The organism is Paenibacillus riograndensis SBR5, from assembly GCF_000981585.1.
Classification (GTDB): Bacteria; Bacillota; Bacilli; order Paenibacillales; family Paenibacillaceae; genus Paenibacillus_AQ; species Paenibacillus_AQ riograndensis.
This window is the reverse complement of sequence record NZ_LN831776.1, coordinates 589,891-604,812: the sequence shown is the minus strand read 5'-3', so window position 1 is coordinate 604,812 and position 14,922 is coordinate 589,891. Positions and strand designations below refer to the sequence as shown.

Here is a 14,922-nt window from a genome sequence, read left to right as displayed (position 1 = left end):
GCCAAGGCCTTCCTTGGCGGGTTTCTTGCGGCTAAAGCTAATGGCTTCAGGAGAAGCAGCTGCACAATTCCCGCTGATACGGGTTCAATGTTTTGCCTTCTTTTTTCTGCTATAATGGAAAAATAAGTGACACAAATCACAGAGAGGAAAGTGAATCATGGGCAATATCAACCCTTCACTTTTGCATGTCGGTTCCACTCTGGGGGCTGTATTCATGGCGCTGATGGTCATTTTCATCCGCCTGAAGGCCAGTGCGCGCCCGGTAACGATCCGCAAAATATGGATTCCCCCGCTGGGCATGTCCACCGGTTTTGCCATGTTTGTTGTTCCCGAGGTCAGATTTCCCTGGTGGTGGGCGGTTGCGGCTTTTCTGGTCGGCTGGTTTATTTTTGCCTACCCGCTGATGCGCAGCACCAAGTTTGAAGCACGGGAAGGCCTGATTTATGCCCGGCGCTCCAAAAGCTTTGCCTTCATCCTGCTTGGGCTGCTGCTGATCCGCACGGTGCTGCATGAGTTTATCAATCAATATGTATCCATTCCGCAGTCAGGCGGGCTTTTTTTCATATTGGCCTTCGGCATGATCCTGCACTGGAGAGTATTTATGTATAAGCGTTACATCCGGATGGTTCCACCGCACGCCCATACCCCTGAGCCCGAGGCTGACAATATCATCTAAATGGTACAACAACCCTGCAAAGTGGGACTATTGCCTGGAAGCTGATTCAGACACTTTGCAGGGACCCCGATATATACTTTCTATATAAACTGAACTTGTGATTTTCTATTTTCGTAGTGGTCGTGACTCCAGAGAATGTTTGGACTTCCGGCCACTGTTGTCTGCAGATTTCTTGATTATAACTTGCTGTTCGCGGTTGAAATCCGCAGACAAAGGCGGACGCTACCGCTCCTACAGTTCCAAACTTCTCCTCCGCCACTTCTCCCTTCATTGTAATATTTTCAATTTCAATCTATATAGTTAAAAAAAGAGCATTCGGGACCTCGTTGCCCCAAGAATGCTCCTTCATTTTTAATGGATCATTCTACGGTACATTGTCATCTTACATTCCCCCTTCTCCTCTAATATGCATATACTACTAGTAATCCGCCTAGTCATTTCTAACCTCCCATGTCACTTTCGGCCAAAATTGCACGGGTCGGCCAGCTTTTTTGTGTCTGATGTCAGGTAACTTGCGATGAGATCAGTTAGAATATAAGCATACTTTTAGAGAGTGGGGACAAGACAATTGAAAAGTAAATCAAGAAAAGTGGCGATCGTCGGCTCGGGAATGGTCGGTTCCAGCTGTGCCTATTCCATGGTCAATCAGGCTATATGCGACGAAATCATGATGATTGACCGCACTTATGACCGCGCCATGGCACAAGCGCTTGATCTCTCGCACTGCATGGATTTCACCGGAACACGCACCAAGGTATATGCCGGCACCTCCAGCGATTGCGCCGGAATGGACGTTGTCATTCTGACAGCAGGCGCCAATCCCAAGCCGGGACAGAGCAGACTGGATGTTCTTGATGCTGCGGCTGTGATCACCAAGGACATTGTTACCGAAATTATGGCCGGAGGGTTTGACGGCATCTTCGTTATCGCCGCTAATCCTGTTGATATTGTCACCTATATGGTATGGAAAATTTCCGGCCTGCCCCGCCACAGAGTCATCGGCACCGGAACCTCTATTGACTCCTCGCGGCTGAAGACGCTGCTGTCGGAGGTCTTTACCATCGATCCCCGCAGTGTCAACGGCTATGCGCTCGGCGAACACGGCGAGTCCCAATTCGTTGCCTGGTCCCATGTGACCATCGGCGGCAAACCGATTTTGCAGATCATGGAGCAGCACCGGGAACGGTTCAGCACACTGGATCTGGAAGACATCGCCCGCAAAACCAAGGATGCCGGCTGGGAGATTTTTACGCGCAAGGGCTCAACGCATTTTGGCATCGGCAGCGCGCTGGCCTTCATCACCCGCTCCATCCTGAATGACGAGCACAAAATCATTGCCGTCTCCGCCATATTGGACGGGGAATACGGCCAAAGCGGCGTATGCGCCGGAGCACCGGCCATCATCGGCAGCGGCGGCATACAGGAACTGCTGGAGCTGAACCTGAGTGCAGAGGAATCCAAGAAGCTTGAGGCCTCCTGCAGCATTATCCGCCGGGGCATCGAAAGCCTGCACCTCAAGTAGAAACGGTCTAACATAATAGAAAACACCCCTGGGCTACACACGGCAGTGTGCAGCGCCCAGGGGTGTTTTTGTATCTTTTAAGTAAGCTTAGCGGAATTTCTCAATCTCGCCTTTCAGCGTGGACATCATCTCATTGAGGGATTTCGCCGAGTCAACCACCTTTTTCATAAGCTCCATTTGTTCTGAAGAGGCGTAGGATACCGCCTGGGCATTCTCCGCCGAATCCTTGGCAATGGTCAGCATATCGGAGACAGAAGCCGTGATTTCCTCGGTTCCCGCAGACATTTCCTCGTTGATGGCGGAAACGTCCTGGATCTGCATCGAAACTTCACGGATAGAGGAACGGATATGTTCAAAGGATATCCCCACATTTTTCATTTTGCCCATGCCGTCGCCAATCTCGGCGATGCTCTTTTCCATGGACTGCGCAGCATTGGTTGTGGAGGCCTGAATCTGCTTGATCAGATCGACAATATCAACAATTGAGGCATTGGTGCGTTCAGCCAGCTTCTTCACTTCATTCGCCACGACGCCGAAGCCCCGTCCATGCTCACCTGCGCGGGCCGCTTCTATTGAAGCGTTGAGCGACAGCAGCCCGGTCTGATTAGCGATCTCGGAGATAACATCGATGATTTGTCCGATATGTTCGGATTGCTGCGTCAGGGTCTGGATCAGATCAGCAGTTTGGCCTGCGGTTGTCGTGATGACCGTCATTTGTTCAAGCGTGGATTGAATCTCCAGATAGCCGTTTTGCACCTCTGCACTTACCGTTTCCGCCTGATCGGACACACTTACGGAGGATTCCGCGATTCGCTGCAGTCCCACAGCCATTTCTTCGGTAGCCCGGGCCGACTGCTCTGATCCCTTGAACTGCTCCTCCATGCCCTGTGCCACCTCCTGGATGACGGTAGCAATTTCAGCAGAGGTATTGGAGGAATGGTTGGCGTATTCCAGCAGCCCTTCGGCGGCGGCAGCTACCTGCAGCACAGTGGCGTCAATCGTACCGACAATTCCGGACAGTGAACTGACTGTATCATTGATGCTTTTGCTCATCTGGCCGATTTCATCCCCCGAACGGACTTCCACCCTTTCACTCAGATGGCCCTCGGCCACTCTTTTCATGACACCGGAGATTGCCACAAGCGGCTTAACCACCATGCGGGTAAGATAGAGTGAAATCAAGGTCACCAGCAGGATGATACCGATGATTAACAGGGTCGCCAAGCGCTGGGCCGCATTCACTTTGGCAAAAATCTCGCTTTTCGGCACATTGATCATCAGCTTCCAATCCGTACCGGGAATGGTCTTGTAATATGTAATAATTGTCTTTCCGTCTTCACCTGTATAGGTCTCCGAACCGCTTTCGCGGCTGAGCATGGCGGTGACAGCCTTCTTCAGTTCCGGCTCCTTGGCATAGTCCGCCATATTCTTACCGATCCGGCTCATATCGGAATACGCGTAATAGTCCCCTTTGCCGGAGACTACATAGCCGTAGCCGCTCTCAGCCACATGGATGCTTTTACTCATCTCATTTAAGATATCGGGTGTAACCGAAAACGCAATTGCTCCGCTGAATTGCTGCTTCTTGTCCACAACAGGAACGATCAGCGGAATGATGTATTTTTTGAGCGGTTCCAGGTACGACATATCCCCCATTGCCGGCGCCAGGGATTCCTTGGCTTTTAAGAAGTAAGCAGATTTCGCCATATCGGCCGTCAGGTTCATCGTATTGGTCAGCAGGCCATCTTTGTTAATGACACTGTAGCCTTCCGATTGGCTGTCACTCTCTTCCAGGATCTTAACCACCGGAAAAATACTTTGCGGCTGCGCGGTGTCGAACTCCGGATGCTGCGCAATAAGCTCCTGCACGGCCGAGGTCCGGCTTTTCAACCACTCATCGATGCGCGAGGTGTTCATCTCCAGTATTTTAGTGGCCAGCTCTTCGCTGTTCGACCGGGTCACGCCGCCAAAATACTGCACAAAAAAGATGGTCGTCCCCAGTAAAGGCACAATGGCAATCGCAAGAATCACAAGCGACCATTTGGTTTGAACAGATGCTGATTTTCTTTCTTTTGCTTTCATTTTCATTTTTTCCGGTACATCTGACTTATCCACTATAGTTCCCCCCAGCAAAACTGATAATGATCTTCCATATGCTGTAAATCTATAGTGTTATATCGGCAATAATAGACATGGACCATTAGTTCCAACATAAAAAATAAGACTCAAGACCCACATTATGGAATCCTGAGTGCTTATTTTTTTCGTATTATATATTTGCTTGCCGTGACTATTGCCCAAGGTTCACACGGATTTGGGAACCTGCAGGGCCCGGACGCTGTTCAGCACCGCAAGCACGGTCACACCCACATCCGAGAAGACGGCCTCCCACATCGTGGCAATTCCGAAAGCTCCCAGCAGCAGGAATAATGCCTTCACCGCCAGGGCAAAAATAATATTCTGCCAGACAATGGTCCGCGTGCGCTTGGCAATGCTGACCGCTGTGGCGATTTTTGACGGTTCATCCGTCATAATTACGATATCTGCCGCTTCAATCGCCGCATCCGAGCCCAGCCCGCCCATAGCAATGCCGACATCCGCCCGGGCCAGCACCGGAGTATCATTAATCCCGTCGCCGACAAAAATAATCTTCTCCCGCTGTGATTTTTCCCGCTCCAGCTTCTCGATGGCTTCGACCTTGTGCTGCGGCAGCAGTTCAGCGTGAATCTCCTCAATCCCCAGCTGCTGCCCAACGGCTTCCGCAACCGGGGAGGCATCGCCCGTCAGCATGACGGTTCTGTGAATTCCAAGCCGCCCAAGTGCCTGAACCGCCTGAAGGGAATCCTCTTTCACTTCATCAGCAATGACCAGATACCCCGCATACTGCTTATCAATAGCGATATGGACCACTGTTCCGTTCTGTTCCGGCGTCCGGCTGGCAATGCCTTCACGCGCCATCAGCCGTGCGTTCCCGGCCAGTACCGCCTTGCCCTCCACCATAACGGCAATGCCGTGGCCGGATATTTCATTGTAGTCCGCTATAGCACCGCCGGGAATTTCTTTGCCGTAGGCCGCCCGGATCGACTCCGCAATCGGATGGCTGGAGTGGCTCTCGGCATACGCGGCAGTCCGCAGCAGATCGTCCTCCTTAAAGCCCTCCGAAGGGTAGGTCCCCGTTACCTTGAATTCGCCTTTGGTGAGCGTTCCGGTCTTATCAAACACAACCACCTTAACATCGTTCAAGGCCTCCAGGAAGTTGCTGCCTTTGACGAGAATACCGCTCTTAGAGGCTGCGCCAATGCCGCCGAAGAAGCCAAGCGGTATCGAAACGACCAGCGCGCAAGGGCAGGAGATGACGAGGAATACCAGCGCCCGGTAGATCCAGTCTGAGAAAGTGGCTCCGCTCAGTACAAGCGGAGGGATTACAGCCAGCAGGAGCGCGGTGATAACCACTACAGGTGTGTAGCCTCTGGCAAACTTGGTGATAAAGTTTTCTGTTTTTGCCTTATTGTTGGAGGCGTTCTGCACCAGCTCCAGGATTTTGGAGACAGCTGATTCTCCAAATGTCTCAGTAACCTCAATCGTAACCACACCATTGCGGTTAATAAATCCGCTCAGCACCTTGCTGCCCGGTTCAGCTGCACGCGGAACCGATTCCCCGGTCAGCGCCGAGGTATCCATCATTGCGCTGCCTTCAAGTATGGTTCCGTCCAGCGGCACCTTCTCCCCCGGTTTAACTACAATATGATCGCCAATCCCTACTTCTTCCGGCGCAACACGTCTTAGATTTCCGGCTTCCTTCAAATTAGCGAACTCGGGGCGGATATCCATCAGCGCCGTAATGGAGCGGCGGGAACGGTTGACCGCCATCCCCTGGAACAGCTCGCCAACCTGATAGAACAGCATGACGGCTACGCCTTCGGGGTATTCTCCAATAGCGAAGGCCCCTATCGTTGCGAGTGCCATCAGGAAATTCTCGTCGAAAACCTGGCCCCGGACGATATTCCGGGCAGCAGACCAGACGACCTCGCCGCCAACAATCAGATAAGCGGCCAGGAAAATCAGCAGCTCCGGGATTCCGCTGACCGGCAGGAACATTCCGGCTGCTGCAAGGATGCCTCCGGCTCCCAGGCGCAGCAGAATGCGGCGGGTATCGCCTTCCCCATGTTCGTGGCTGTGCCCGTGCGCATCATCGTGAGCATGGGCTTCGCGGCTGTGCCCGTGCTGCGGGCTGGCGTCTGGTTGCGGGTTCCTGCGCAACCCTGCCGGCTTCACTTCCTTGACCTTCACGTGAGGTTCAAGGATGTTCACCGTCCGCCGGGCTTCAGCGGACACTGCCTCGGCATCGGCTGCCGCAGTTTCCAGGGTCATCATCTTCATGGTGAAATTCACCGAGCAGGACGTTACTCCTTCGATTTTCTTGACCTTATTTTCGATTTTCATGGCGCAGTTGGCACAGTCCAGTCCTTCGAGCATCCACTGGCGTCTCACATTTCCTTGAACCACATTCAAAACACCCATCTCCCTTGTTCAAACCTATATATGAGTATTTGTTCATATGTTTACTTACACACATTATATGCCCCTCAATCTTGAAGTGTCAATGCAAAAACAGCATAGTTTTCCAATTCACTCACCAGCAGGAGCTGCCCTGCCTCACAGAACTGAAGTAGAAGCTTTATTGGGTCTTCAGGCTGCAGCCCTTCTATACCAGAAACCATCACTGTCCCCCGTTGCATATTCATTGGCTCCTGAAGCACCCTGTAGTTATGATGAACATAGGCAGCCCCTGTTCGCGCACCGCGGGTTAGCTGGTAAAAGTATCAACAATCCCTCTCCCCGGTTCCTCAAATAGTAGGTAATATAAGCTGAATTTAAGAATGATGTCCGGCTAGTGGACAAAAGCCTAGTGGATCAAGAAGTTCGCCATGCTGCAGATTGGATTCTTAAGTTCACTCTATCGGGTTGGATTCTTAAGTTCACTCTATATAGTTGGAAAAAGTATCACTAATTCCTCTCGCCTGTCCCCTCGATGGGAGTTAGGTGGAAAAAGTACCACTAATCCGGTCGAATATGCCCACATGGAGGTAATTGTCTCGAATTAAGTGAACAAATTCCCACTAAAACCTTTGAAAGCCCTGAATTTCGAGAAATTAGTTATACTTTTTCCACTTAGCACCTTCCCCATAACCATAATAAGTTCCATGCACTCACAGCTTGTCCGCTTCAACTCGTACAGGTATACGTTTCCGCGTGAAGGAGAAGGATAATTTACGTCGCAAGGCTTTTACGCCGCAAGACTCTGACTTCATAATTATTAAGAGAGAGCGCGCGCGTACAAGAAAACCCCTCGGAGCTATAATAACTTACAGCTGCAGACCATTTATCCCTTGAAATCTGCTTTCATCCCGTTTAATATTAACATATGAGCAATCATTCATATGTTTTTTCACGGAAAGGGGTCATTTTTATGAATAAACACAGCCGTCAAGGGCATACCCACGAGCTTAATGAGCAACACGATCATCACAAGCATAATGAGCAACACAAGCAACACGAGCAACACGAGCAACACAAGCATAACGAGCACCATGAGCTTAACGAGCACCGTGGGAAGCAGAAGCATGTACATAATGACGGGCACGGGCACGGACACAGCCATTCCGGTCATTCCCACACACACTCCCACGCGCCCAATAGCAAAAAGGGACTGCTGATCGCCCTGATCATTACCGGAGGCATTATGTTCCTCGAATTCTTCGGCGGATTAGTTACCGGCAGTCTGGCTCTGCTCTCGGACTCCGGGCATATGCTGAGCGACATTGCCTCGTTGGCCTTAAGTCTTGTGGCAATGATTTTTGCCGTCAAACCGCCTTCATTGAAAAATTCATATGGCTACTACCGGTTTGAAATTATGGCTGCATTATTCAACGGTGTTACGCTGTTTGTGATTGCCGGATTCATTATCTGGGAGGCCTGGCAGCGGTTTTTTGAACCACCGGCAGTGGCAAGCGGCACTATGATGATCATAGCGGCTGCAGGGCTTTTAGCTAATCTGATCAGCGCCTGGTCTCTTATGCGTAAAAGCGATGCCAAAGACAACATCAACATACGCAGCGCCTATCTGCATATCATGGGTGACGCCCTCGGCTCCGTCGGCGCCCTGCTGGCAGGGTTAATCATGAATTTGTTCTCCTGGTATGTTGCCGATCCAATTATTAGCGTACTGGTAGCTCTGCTTATCCTTAGAGGCGCCTGGGGAGTTCTGAAGCAGGCTTTCCATATTCTGATGGAGGGGACGCCGGTTTCCGTCAATACCAATGATATCAAAGCAGCCTTATTGAGCATCGACGGGGTTGAAGGTGTCCATGACCTGCATGTCTGGACCATCACATCCGGACTTGATGCACTCAGCGGGCATCTGCTGATCAAGGATCACGCTGACCCCCATAGCATACTCCAGCAGGCCATTAATGTAGTGGAGGATAATTTTGCGATACAGCATACAACACTGCAGATCGAGAATTCTTCCCTGAAACACGGGGAGCTGCGGGTGTAGCATTAACATAAAAATGGACAACCGGCAAGCTCCGGTTGTCCTGTACTGTCAAAGGCTGCCCCTCAAGCCATCGGGGGCAGCCTTCTTTATCTATTCATGCCGGATATGCTCATGTGTCTGCAGGAAAATCTGCTCCACATGCGTGTCGTTCAGCGAATAATACACGGTTTTGCCTTCCTTGCGGCGTTTCACGATCCGCAGATTGCGCAAATAGCGGAGCTGGTGGGATACCGCCGACTGCCCCATATCCAGGATGGATGACAAATCGTGCACACACAGCTCTCTTTGCGACAGGGCATAAATCATCCGTACCCTTGTTGGATCACCCAAGGCTTTGAACATCTCCGCCATTTTGTCCGTTGTCCCGCGGTCAGGCAGGATCAACGCCATAGATTCCGGTTCCAGCTCCGAACCATTGCATGTATTGTCGCATTCTTCCAGTGCTGCTGGCTCCATGCTCCCGCCCTCCTCCATCTGTTCACCCGGCTTCATCACCCGGTTAATCGAAGCTTCTACGATTAATTATAACAAAACTTCACCTGATGTCCATGGAACAGACGGGGATGGGAAGAGTTGCAAGCAGCAGCGTTGTCAGGCTTAGACAGCTTTACGCCGGAAGGAGAGCAAGCCGACGGCCAAAAATAAAATCAAACTGCCCAGTACAACGGTCATCAAGCTCTCCAGCGGTAAATTAAAAGCTCCAAAGCGGTCCTCCCCAAAGGGAGACATGGCCAGCATAGGCTGAAGCCAGGGATCATAAGGTCCATAGGTGCTAGAATTGGCAATCAGCATATTCGGCATGGTGAGGGTCACATTCAGCGCGAGCGGAGCCCCGAAGCTGCTCCAGCTCTGGGATATCGCCAGCTGCAGCGCAGCCAGCGGCATGCAGGCCAGCCAGCCGCCGAAGCTGCTTGCAAGGAACATCGTCCAGGGAATCGGCACATCTACACCACGCAGCGCGCCTACACCAAGCACCGCAGCAAAAAACAGCAGCTGCACAGCAGCCAGCAGCGCCATAATCATAGTATATTTGGCAAGATATACGGAAGTTCGCGTAACCGGCAGGGCCAGCAGCTGTTTCCAGCCTCCGTCGGCATGCTCTGCCCGGCAGATCAGCGCAGCAAAAACCCCTGACAGCACCGGCAGAAAGAACATGGCATGAAACAGCGACATCACACTAAGCAGAACTTCCCAGGTAACCGGCTGCCCCCCTTCCTGCATATTGGCAAGCGCTCCAATGGGTATTGCCACCGCCGGACTCCCTATAACCAGCACCCAGACATAAGATCTGGACATTTTGAGTCTTTCTGCGGACAAAACTCTCCAGAAGCTCCTCATGGTCAGTTCACATCCTTTCGCGCAAAATGCACAGCGCCAGGCAGCAGCACGAGCAGACCCAGCAGCAGTCCCGCGCCGCTGAACAGCCAAGGGCGTGAAGTACTCCAGGCGAGGGCAGGCCAGGACAAAGGAACCCATTCGGACAGGAACGTCGAGAAGAGGCTCAACAGTGACAAGGTCAGGCCAAGCGATACAGGCAGCGTCTGGTTGCGGCTCGACAGGGAGAGCCACAGCTGCAGAGCAATCACAGGAAGTGCAGCGGCATAAGAAGCAAAGCCAATCCGCAGCACATCCGCATAGGGAACCGGCTGTGAACCAAAACCAAGCAGCAGACCCAAAACTACCGTTCCTGCAGACAAGAGCGCGCAGGAGACGGCGACAAGCAGCAGACAGATCAGCAGCTTAGCCATGAATACTGCGGTCCGGGAGATGGGCAGGGCCAGCAGCTGCTTCCAGGAGCTCATCTGATGCTCCACATTCGCCAGCAGCGAGCAGACCAGCGTTCCTCCCAGATACAGCGCCACGGGCACAAAGTCGGCCAGGTTAGACAGCAGTCCGCCCCACAGGTCGGATTGATACTCTCCTGTCAGATAATCATAGCGCATGCCGAAGTTCAGCCCCTGCATGGCAAGGAGTCCCAACGGGCCGAGGAAGACCAGGAACCATAAGCCCTTGCCGCGGATTTTCAGCCAATCCGCCGAGAGCGAACGCCACATCATACGGATTGGCCTCCTTCGACGACCTGAAGGAAAAATTCCTCCAGCGATTGTCTGTGTTCCTCCACGCGGTAGATGGCATGGCCGTTTTCGACCAGCTCCTTGATCAATAGCGCCACCCGGACATCGCTCATCCGGGGCAGGGTGATGCGTCCTTCCTGCAATGTGCCTCCGCAGCCCCTCCGGTTGGCCAGAATCAGCGCTTCTTCCGGCTCTGAAACGGCAAGGCGCAAATCTCCGGCCGCCTGCTGCTGCAGTTGGGCGATCGTGTCCTGATACACCATCCTGCCGGCACGGATAATGCCGACCGTTCCAGCCATCTGCTCAATTTCACTAAGGAGATGGCTGGATACCAGAACCGTAATCCCCTCTTCCACGGGCAGCCGCTTAATCAGCGAGCGGATCTCCTGAATGCCTGACGGGTCCAGTCCGTTGGTAGGCTCGTCCAGAATCAGCAGCTCGGGGCTGCCGAGCAGTGCGGCGGCGATGCCAAGCCGCTGCTTCATACCCAGGGAGAAGCCCTTCACCGGACGCTTTTCTTCACCTGTTAAGGATACAATCTCAAGCACTTCAGCGATTCGGGACTTTGGCACATCCAGAATGCGGCGGATTGCCTCCAGATTATCCAAGGCGCTCAAATGCCCGTAATAGGAAGGCGATTCTACAAGCGAACCGACTTTCCGCAGGATTTGCAGCTTATTCCGTTTCAGATCCTGGCCGAAAATGTTAATGCTTCCCGAAGTCGGCTTAATCAGCCCCAGCAGCATGCGGATGGTGGTTGTTTTGCCCGCACCGTTAGGCCCAAGGAAGCCGTAGATTTCCCCTTTGCCTATATTCAGATTCAATTGCTCCACCGCAGCCCGGCCACGGTATTCCTTCAATAAATCTCTCGTTTCTATCACTGTTTCCGTCATTTTCTTCACCTCGGTAACCAGCATATCGTTCCAAGGTTAAAAGCACGGCGCAGCCAAGTTTAAATTTTGTTTAAATTTCCATGCGGCAAACTTAGGATAACTATAGTAGTGCCTTGCTTGGTGCTGTCCACCTTCCATCCCAGCTCCATCCGCTTCAGCAGCAGATCAACAATCGATAAGCCCAGGCCTGCCCCTTTGGACTCGGAGCCGCTGCCCAAGCCCTGGCCGTGGTCGCGGATGACGATGACGCGTTCGCCCTCCCTGTCCTCCACGGCCACTCCCACGTATAGTCCGCTCCGCGCATGGCGGACTATATTCTGGAACAGATTATCCAGGATGCGGCGGAACCAACTTTCATCCACGTTCCAATACAGCGGCTCCCCCTCCAGATCAATCTCAATCCGGAACCCTTCCTTCTCCCACAGCGGATACCACGCCGCAGCACTTTCCCTGAGCAGACGCAGGATGTCCTTGCGCTCCGGTTTCAGGGTCATCCGTCCGCTGCTGAGCAGATTGTAGGACAGCAGATTTTCGATCAGCACACCGAGGTTTTCAATCCGTTCATCCATCAGTTTCAGGGATTCCTGCCCCCGCCCGCTCAGCTGCTCCTTGCCAAGAATATGCAGGTGGCTGCGGATCACAGTGAGGGGGGTCCGCAGATCATGCGACAGATCGGAGACAAGACGCTTCCGCAGCCCCTCTTCCTCCGCTTCACGCGCCCGGCTGGCGGCAAGCTCGGTTACCATGGTATTAAAGGCCGTCTCCAGACGGCCAATCTCATCGGGCTTGCCCGGATCAATCAATTGCGGCACACCGTCTTTTCCGGTGAAGGCCATGGCCGTCTCCAGCCGCAGCAGTCTTTTGCGGATCTGGATAAAGAACAGCAGGGAAACAACCATGAAGCCTGTAAAAAGCACAAACATCACCAGCGTAAATCTTAAACTCATACCGTCGAAATAATGCCGCTCTATGAGGGCGTCGGGAATTTGCATGACCATAAAACCTTCTCCGGCTTCAGCACGGTCCCCCACAAAAGCGACAATATTCATTGGCTTTGGATTATACGCCATGCTTTTTTTCATGAAGGAAATCGCCTGTGCAGCGGTCCACACCGGGGGGATAGGGCGCCGTTCATTCTGCTGCCAAAGCTGCGGATCAGCAGACTCCAGCGACAGCCGGGTTCGCCCCTCTCCATCCACCCAAAACATCGCAGCCAGGCTGTAGGCGGAGCTTAACGCCCTTAGCCGGTTATTGATTCTCTCAGGGGAGCTGCCAAGCAGACCTTCCGCTTCCTTATGCCAGATTTTTTCCAGTTCCGAAATGTCTTGATACTTCTCATATTCCTTCGGCACACCTTCCTGCACCGTATTCAGAGTCAGTGGAATGATCACCAGCACAGCGGGAATGAACAGCAGCGCCGTAATAATAATCAGCAGGTAACGTGAGAGGAGTGAAGCGTGCAGCTTGCGTAAAGAACCCGGTTGTCTCATGCTCTCACCCGGTAGCCGATTCCCCGGACTGTCTCAATAATCTCCGGAGCAGCCGGATCAAGCTCTAGCTTCTCACGCAGATACCGGATATGTACCATCAGCGTCTTGTCGCCTTCTATGTAGCTTTCTCCCCAGACCGCCTCATAGATCTGCTCCTTCGTCAGTATCTGGCCGAGATGGCGCAGCAGATAGGAGAAGATCTGAAACTGCTTGCCGGTAAGCAAAATTTCTTTGCCGCTGGCTGCCTCTATAATCCGGTTGTCCCCTTCGTACACCATCAGATGCTTCAGCTTCAACGGGATGGACAGGACAGCGCCCGTCCGTCTTAACAGTACTTCGATCCGCGCCGCCAGCTCATCCGGGTGAAAAGGCTTAGTCAGATAATCATCGGCGAACTCCAAGCCCTGAAGCTTGTCATCGATGGATGTCCGCGCGGACAGCATCAGGATCGGCAGGTTCGGATACGCCCGCTTCAGCCGCTGGCCGACAGTGAAACCATCCAGCCCGGGCAGCATGACATCCAGAATGACCAGCTGGCAGCCTGCCGCAGCCTCTACAGCACCCTCCCCGCTCTCCAGCCAGCGGACAGCATATTCCCGCTCCCGCAGATCGGCGGAAACGGCGCTTCCGATCTCCCGGTCATCTTCAACATACAGCAAGGTAACACTCATATAAGTCAAATCCTTTCCGTGATTCTGGAAAAAGCAAAAAATGGCTCCGACATCCTTTGGGAGCCTTCAGTTTTCGCCTGCCGGGTATCTTATGTTTCTCCTAATAATTTATACCGCTCCTGGCGGTAGGATTCCAAACAGCTTATGCTTACGATGCAGGCTTTCCTGCGAATAATTTCTTGTTCAACAAGTTCAACAAGAAATCCCCGGGACGGCACAGAACACCAGTTGCGGACCCGGGAATGAATATTCCCGGCTACTGCAGCGCAAGTATACCATGATTTCCCGTAAGCCAGCCACGGCCCGATAAGTAAATCAGCCGGACAAGGGGGCCCCATTCCCGTTCCGATCCAGGAACAAAATCGCCCTGGCGGGGAATAACAATTCAAAGCGTGCACACCCCTGGCCCAGAAGCTGAGGTTAGGACATACGTTGTTGACCACCTAGTCCTCCTGCACCGCCTATATCAATGACCTAATTTCCTAAACGCTAAAAAAGCCATCCCGGAACCGTGAGGTCCAAAGATGGCTATAAGGTACCCCGAAGAGGGTGTTAACCATAAATAAGGGGTTCGTTCACTTTCTTTCCCTATTTGCCGGAAACAGCGGCCGAACCTTCCCAGACCCCATGCTGCTGGTCCTTGCCCATATACTCAATTCGCGTCGGCTGCAGCTCAAGGATCACATAGTCGGGGTCATCGGGACCCTTGAACCATTTCTCCAGCTCTGTGTTCCATACTTGGGAACGGAGGCCTTCATTTTTAGTCACGGCAACGGTGGCTTCGATTTCAAGCACATCCTTGCCGCCGCCCTGTTCATATCCAAGCAGCAGAAAAGCATTCGGATTATTCCGCAGCTCCTCTACCTTATGTGTTTTGCGGTTGGTAGCCAAATAAATCTGAAGTCCGTCATGAAATACCGCCATATAACGCACCTTAGGTTTGTTGCCGGCTTCTATCGTGCCGAAGGACCCGAACTTGTTGTCATCCAGCGTCTTGATGATCGTCTGCTCCAGCTCTCTGTTATCCATTGACGAC

Annotated in this window: 13 protein-coding genes; 3 read left to right on the top strand and 10 right to left on the bottom strand. The window is 52.6% G+C overall.

Going from position 1 to position 14,922, the window contains the following annotated elements:
• Positions 1–157 precede the first annotated feature (157 nt).
• Positions 158–676, top strand: coding sequence for a CcdC family protein (locus PRIO_RS02680; RefSeq protein WP_020426596.1), 519 nt, complete (start codon positions 158–160; stop codon positions 674–676).
• A 568-nt stretch (positions 677–1,244) separates the two neighbouring features.
• The gene (locus tag PRIO_RS02675) at positions 1,245–2,198 is read left to right on the top strand and encodes an L-lactate dehydrogenase (RefSeq protein ID WP_020426597.1); all 954 of its coding nucleotides are present in this window, start codon (positions 1,245–1,247) and stop codon (positions 2,196–2,198) included.
• An 87-nt stretch (positions 2,199–2,285) separates the two neighbouring features.
• Here PRIO_RS02675 and PRIO_RS02670 read toward each other — a convergent pair whose 3' ends face one another.
• From PRIO_RS02670 to PRIO_RS35890, 3 genes are all read right to left on the bottom strand, one after another.
• Positions 2,286–4,286: a methyl-accepting chemotaxis protein gene (locus tag PRIO_RS02670; protein ID WP_039786039.1), complete on the bottom strand. Its 2,001-nt coding sequence runs from the start codon at positions 4,284–4,286 to the stop codon at positions 2,286–2,288.
• Between the two features lie 216 nt (positions 4,287–4,502).
• On the bottom strand, positions 4,503–6,704 hold the full coding sequence (locus tag PRIO_RS02665) for a heavy metal translocating P-type ATPase (RefSeq protein ID WP_046506335.1): 2,202 nt from the start codon (positions 6,702–6,704) through the stop codon (positions 4,503–4,505).
• Between the two features lie 80 nt (positions 6,705–6,784).
• The gene (locus PRIO_RS35890) at positions 6,785–6,937 is read right to left on the bottom strand and encodes a hypothetical protein (protein WP_020426601.1); all 153 of its coding nucleotides are present in this window, start codon (positions 6,935–6,937) and stop codon (positions 6,785–6,787) included.
• Between the two features lie 731 nt (positions 6,938–7,668).
• On the opposite strand from PRIO_RS35890, the gene PRIO_RS02655 reads away from it, so the two are divergent.
• Positions 7,669–8,757, top strand: a complete 1,089-nt coding sequence (locus tag PRIO_RS02655; RefSeq protein ID WP_081487106.1) for a cation diffusion facilitator family transporter — start codon at positions 7,669–7,671, stop codon at positions 8,755–8,757.
• A 90-nt stretch (positions 8,758–8,847) separates the two neighbouring features.
• Here the strand turns inward: PRIO_RS02655 and PRIO_RS02650 are convergent, their stop codons facing one another.
• The 7 genes from PRIO_RS02650 to PRIO_RS02620 form a co-directional block, all read right to left on the bottom strand.
• Entirely contained in the window at positions 8,848–9,213 is a 366-nt protein-coding gene (locus PRIO_RS02650) for an ArsR/SmtB family transcription factor (protein ID WP_020426604.1), read from the bottom strand.
• Between the two features lie 141 nt (positions 9,214–9,354).
• Positions 9,355–10,095, bottom strand: a complete 741-nt coding sequence (locus tag PRIO_RS02645; protein ID WP_039786047.1) for an ABC transporter permease — start codon at positions 10,093–10,095, stop codon at positions 9,355–9,357.
• A gap of 2 nt (positions 10,096–10,097) precedes the next feature.
• Entirely contained in the window at positions 10,098–10,814 is a 717-nt protein-coding gene (locus PRIO_RS02640; RefSeq protein WP_020426606.1) for an ABC transporter permease, read from the bottom strand.
• Positions 10,811–11,725, bottom strand: a complete 915-nt coding sequence (locus PRIO_RS02635; RefSeq protein WP_039786061.1) for an ABC transporter ATP-binding protein — start codon at positions 11,723–11,725, stop codon at positions 10,811–10,813. The genes PRIO_RS02640 and PRIO_RS02635 overlap by 4 nt, the downstream gene beginning before the upstream one ends.
• Before the next feature lie 59 nt (positions 11,726–11,784).
• Positions 11,785–13,215 (bottom strand): sensor histidine kinase, encoded by a 1,431-nt coding sequence (locus tag PRIO_RS02630; RefSeq protein WP_020426608.1) that lies wholly within the window; start codon positions 13,213–13,215, stop codon positions 11,785–11,787.
• On the bottom strand, positions 13,212–13,886 hold the full coding sequence (locus PRIO_RS02625) for a response regulator transcription factor (protein ID WP_020426609.1): 675 nt from the start codon (positions 13,884–13,886) through the stop codon (positions 13,212–13,214). Before PRIO_RS02625 ends, PRIO_RS02630 begins: the two co-directional genes overlap by 4 nt.
• Before the next feature lie 588 nt (positions 13,887–14,474).
• Complete coding sequence (locus tag PRIO_RS02620; protein ID WP_020426610.1) at positions 14,475–14,915, bottom strand: pyridoxamine 5'-phosphate oxidase family protein; 441 nt, start codon at positions 14,913–14,915, stop codon at positions 14,475–14,477.
• Positions 14,916–14,922 lie beyond the last annotated feature (7 nt).

Excerpts from the sequence above, each read along its gene's own strand:
- PRIO_RS02680 (WP_020426596.1), top strand. The coding sequence starts at position 158 with ATGGGCAATATCAACCCTTCACTTTTGCATGTCGGTTCCACTCTGGGG.
- PRIO_RS02670 (WP_039786039.1), bottom strand. The coding sequence starts at position 4,286 with ATGAAAATGAAAGCAAAAGAAAGAAAATCAGCATCTGTTCAAACCAAA.
- PRIO_RS35890 (WP_020426601.1), bottom strand. The coding sequence starts at position 6,937 with ATGCAACGGGGGACAGTGATGGTTTCTGGTATAGAAGGGCTGCAGCCT.
- PRIO_RS02655 (WP_081487106.1), top strand. The coding sequence starts at position 7,669 with ATGAATAAACACAGCCGTCAAGGGCATACCCACGAGCTTAATGAGCAA.
- PRIO_RS02650 (WP_020426604.1), bottom strand. The coding sequence starts at position 9,213 with ATGGAGCCAGCAGCACTGGAAGAATGCGACAATACATGCAATGGTTCG.
- PRIO_RS02645 (WP_039786047.1), bottom strand. The coding sequence starts at position 10,095 with ATGAGGAGCTTCTGGAGAGTTTTGTCCGCAGAAAGACTCAAAATGTCC.
- PRIO_RS02640 (WP_020426606.1), bottom strand. The coding sequence starts at position 10,814 with ATGATGTGGCGTTCGCTCTCGGCGGATTGGCTGAAAATCCGCGGCAAG.
- PRIO_RS02635 (WP_039786061.1), bottom strand. The coding sequence starts at position 11,725 with ATGACGGAAACAGTGATAGAAACGAGAGATTTATTGAAGGAATACCGT.
- PRIO_RS02630 (WP_020426608.1), bottom strand. The coding sequence starts at position 13,215 with ATGAGACAACCGGGTTCTTTACGCAAGCTGCACGCTTCACTCCTCTCA.
- PRIO_RS02625 (WP_020426609.1), bottom strand. The coding sequence starts at position 13,886 with ATGAGTGTTACCTTGCTGTATGTTGAAGATGACCGGGAGATCGGAAGC.
- PRIO_RS02620 (WP_020426610.1), bottom strand. The coding sequence starts at position 14,915 with ATGGATAACAGAGAGCTGGAGCAGACGATCATCAAGACGCTGGATGAC.